Annotated in this window: 2 protein-coding genes and 1 pseudogene; 1 reads left to right on the top strand and 2 read right to left on the bottom strand. The window is 64.7% G+C overall.

The genetic code is table 11. From position 1 onward, the window contains the following. Nucleotides 1-29 precede the first annotated feature (29 nt). Nucleotides 30-329: pseudogene (locus I5W_RS33355) on the top strand (enoyl-CoA hydratase/isomerase family protein); the annotation flags it as partial. A gap of 244 nt (nucleotides 330-573) precedes the next feature. On the opposite strand, the gene I5W_RS13760 reads toward I5W_RS33355, so the two are convergent. Beyond that, nucleotides 574-1,911, bottom strand: a complete 1,338-nt coding sequence (locus I5W_RS13760) for an MFS transporter (protein WP_017453615.1) — start codon at nucleotides 1,909-1,911, stop codon at nucleotides 574-576. 469 nt (nucleotides 1,912-2,380) lie between these two features. Next, complete coding sequence (locus I5W_RS13755; RefSeq protein WP_017453614.1) at nucleotides 2,381-3,331, bottom strand: LysR family transcriptional regulator; 951 nt, start codon at nucleotides 3,329-3,331, stop codon at nucleotides 2,381-2,383. Between the last annotated feature and the right edge of the window lie 95 nt (nucleotides 3,332-3,426).

The following is a 3,426-nucleotide window of genomic DNA, read 5'->3' as shown; positions in this document are numbered from 1 at the left end:
GCGACCTGTGCGGTGGGCCCAAGCCGGTCGTGGCCGCCGTCGAGGGCGTCGCGTTCGGCGCCGGGCTGTCGCTGGTGGCGGCCTGCGACTACGTCGTCGCGGCCGCCAGTGCGCGCTTTTGCGCGGCATTCCTGCGCGTCGGCCTGGTACCCGATACCGGCATCTTCTGGACCCTGCCGAAGAAGATCGGCATGACGCAGGCGCGTGCCCTGCTGTCGCTGGCCAACGAAATCGATGGCACCCGGGCGCTGCGCATCGGCCTGGCGAACCAGGTGACGGAGCCCGGCGCTGCGCTGCCGGCGGCGATCGCCTACGCCCGCGAACTCGCACGCAATCCGCCGCTCGGCATGGCGCTGACGAAAGCGGCTCTGACGAGCGGTGCCGACACCATGGACGCTTCGTTGCGGGCGGAAATCGATTACCAGCCCGGATTTCTTCAGGTTCTTCGCCAGGCGCACGCCCATCTTGCCGCCTGCGCCGAAGAGTGCAATTTTTTCCTTCATATCATTTCTCCTGTCATCGTTGGCGGCCCGCTCCTTCGTTGAGCGGGCCGATTGTTTCCACGTACCGATCTCACTCGGCGATCACGCGTCCCTGCAACTCATTGGCCTCTTGCCTTGCACCGGCGCCGATGGCGAAGATCACCAGGGCCGACACCGCCATGAGCGCACCCACCACGAACATCGGTGCCTGGTAATTGCCGGTGGCATCCTTGATGGCACCGGTGATGAAGGGCGCCATGAAGCCGGCTGCATTGCCCACCGTGTTGATCAGCGCAATGCCCGCCGCCGCCGCTGCGCCCGAGAGGAAGCGCGCCGGAATCGACCAGAAGGCCGGCAAGGCGGAGAAGATGGCGCAGGCAGTCACGGTGATGGCCAGCACGGTAGTGGCCGGGCTTTGCATGTAGAGTGCGGCCGGGATACTGATGGCGCCCAGCATGGCCGGCAGCCCGACGTGCCAACTGCGCACGCCGCGCCGGGTGGCGTCGCGGCTCCACAGGAACAGCGCGAAAGCCGCCGGCAGGTAGGGGATGGCCGTGATCAGGCCCTTCTGGAAGACATTGAATTTGCTGCCGAACTGCGCTTCGAAGCCGCCGATGATGGTCGGCAGGAAAAAGGCCAGCGCATAGAGGCCATAGATCAGCCCGAAATACACCAGTGCCAGCAGCCACACGCGCGGATTCTTCAGCGCCGCCCCGGCATGGGCCACGTGCTCGACGCGCTTGCTGCTCTGTTCGGCTTGCAGGGCGGAGGTCAGCCATTTGCGCTCGGCCGGGTCCAGCCATTTGGCCTCGGCCGGCCGGTCGGCCAGGTAGAACCAGGCGATCACGCCCACCACGATGGCCGGCAGCGCCACCCCGGCAAACATCACGCGCCAGCCTTCCAGGCCGAACAGGCCGTGTGCCTCGATCAGCAGGGCCGCCACCGGTGCCCCGATGACGATAGTCAGCGGCTGGGCCAGGTAGAACAGGGCCAGGATATGGCTGCGGTGTCGGGCAGGGACCCACAGGCTCAGGTAGAGGATGGCACCGGGGAAGAAGCCGGCCTCGGCCACGCCCAGCAGGAAGCGCAGCACATACAGGCCCTCCACGCTGCTGACCCAGGCGAAGAGCAGCGCCACGATGCCCCAGGTGACCATGATGCGGGCCAGCCAGCGGCGCGCGCCGTACTTGTGCAGGGCCAGGTTGCTGGGGATTTCCAGCAGCACGTAGCCGATGAAGAAGACCCCGGCCGCAAACCCGAACTGGGCAGCGGTCAGGGCCAAGTCACGGCTCATGCCGTTGGGTCCGGCGAACGAGATCGCCGTGCGATCCAGGAAGTTGATGAAAAACATCAGGCCCACGAAGGGCACGAGCCGCATTGCGACCTTGCGGATGGCCGATCTTTCGACGGCGCTTTGGGGCGTCTCCATTGTTGTCTTGTCTCCTGTCGGGTTGAGAGGCTGTGCCTGTTCAACGACAACCTCTGCGGGTGAGGCCAGGAAACGCGGGGGCTGTGCGCCTTGCGGTCGCCTGGCTGCCTTGGTTGCTTCTTTGTTATTTCTTTGTTTTTCCAGAAGGCAACATTCAGCTCAACCTTGAGAAGCCCAACTGGTATAATCACTATACCATTACACCAGAACAGGCTGCCCAAATTATTTGCATGAATGAGGTGAATATCCTTTCACCTCGCCCTGCAACCACCGTCGCACGGCGGTTTGCGACGGGGCAGGATTCGAACAGGGCATGGGACGAGGGCGAACGAGCGCTGCCAGCAGCGGTCGTTTGGACGGCGCAGGTGAAGCGCTGCGCATCAGAGAGCGGAAGGAGAAATAGGGGGCGGATGGAGAACACCCCATCCCTGGCCGCTACGTGCAGCCACGGCCGGGCGCCCGGACAGGTTCAGGCAGCCTTGGCCCCCTGGCGCAGCAAGCCCACGAAGGCCTCCCCCGCCCTGGACAACTGCCCACCCTTGCGCGTGACGATGCCGATGGTCTGCGACATCGACCGCAGCGTCACCGGCAGGATGCGCAACATGCCACGCTTGACGAACAGCTCGGCTACCGCCGTGGGCAGGATCGACACCAGGTCGCTGCTCTGCTGCAACAGCGCCACCGTCACGAAGGTGGAAGCTGTGGATATTGCATTGCCCGGCATGGGCACGCCGGCCAGGTCCATCTCGCGCTCCAGCACGGCGTGCAGCGGCATGTGGCTGGGATAGGTGACCCAGCGATAGCCGGCCAGCGCGGTCAGCCCCATGTGCTTGGCGCGCGGGCGCGGATGCTCGCCCGAGACCACCACCGAGAGCGGCTCTTCCGACAAGGGTTGGTAGTGGTACTTGCCAGGATGGTCTGACACGCTGGCGCGCGCCACCAGCAAGTCCAGATGGCCTTCGTCCAGCAAGCCCAGCAATTGCACGCTGGTGTCTTCGACGATGTCGATGGACAGTTCGGGATGACGCCGCTGCAAGGCTTCCACGGCCGGCACCACCAGTTCCGGCAGCGCACCCATGACCGCCCCGATGGCCAGCCGCCCGCCGCGCCCGGAGCGCAGCTGCGCCATCTCCTCGCACAGCGATCCCAGGTCGGTGGCCATCAAGCGCGCATAACGGATCACGCAATGGCCGAACTGGTTGGGGATCAGGCCGGACTTGGTGCGCTCGAACAATTGCGCATCCAGCATCGATTCCAGCTCGGCCAGCGACTTGCTGGCCGCCGACTGCGTCATGGCCAGGGCACTGGAGGCCTTGTGCAGGGATTGGTGGTCGTCCAGGGCGATGAGCAGTTGCAACTGCTTCATGCGCAGACGGGACAGGAGACTGTTCAAGCTTTGCTGGCTGGGCGCGGGTTTCATGGGTGATTCCAAAAAGCGATCACATGATGGAAAGTCTTCACTATACAGCCCATCACGCGGCCCGTATATTGATCGCCATGCAAGCCGCCATCCAT

The sequence above is a fragment of the Herbaspirillum sp. B65 genome (assembly GCF_000333555.1).
GTDB lineage: Bacteria > Pseudomonadota > Gammaproteobacteria > Burkholderiales > Burkholderiaceae_D > Herbaspirillum > Herbaspirillum rubrisubalbicans.
The sequence above is the reverse complement of the archived record's forward strand: the minus strand, read 5'-3'. Positions and strand labels throughout refer to the sequence as shown.

What these genes read in the sequence shown, in the direction of transcription:
- I5W_RS13755 (WP_017453614.1), bottom strand. Translation starts at nt 3,331, where the DNA reads ATGAAACCCGCGCCCAGCCAGCAAAGCTTGAACAGTCTCCTGTCCCGT.
- I5W_RS13760 (WP_017453615.1), bottom strand. Translation starts at nt 1,911, where the DNA reads ATGGAGACGCCCCAAAGCGCCGTCGAAAGATCGGCCATCCGCAAGGTC.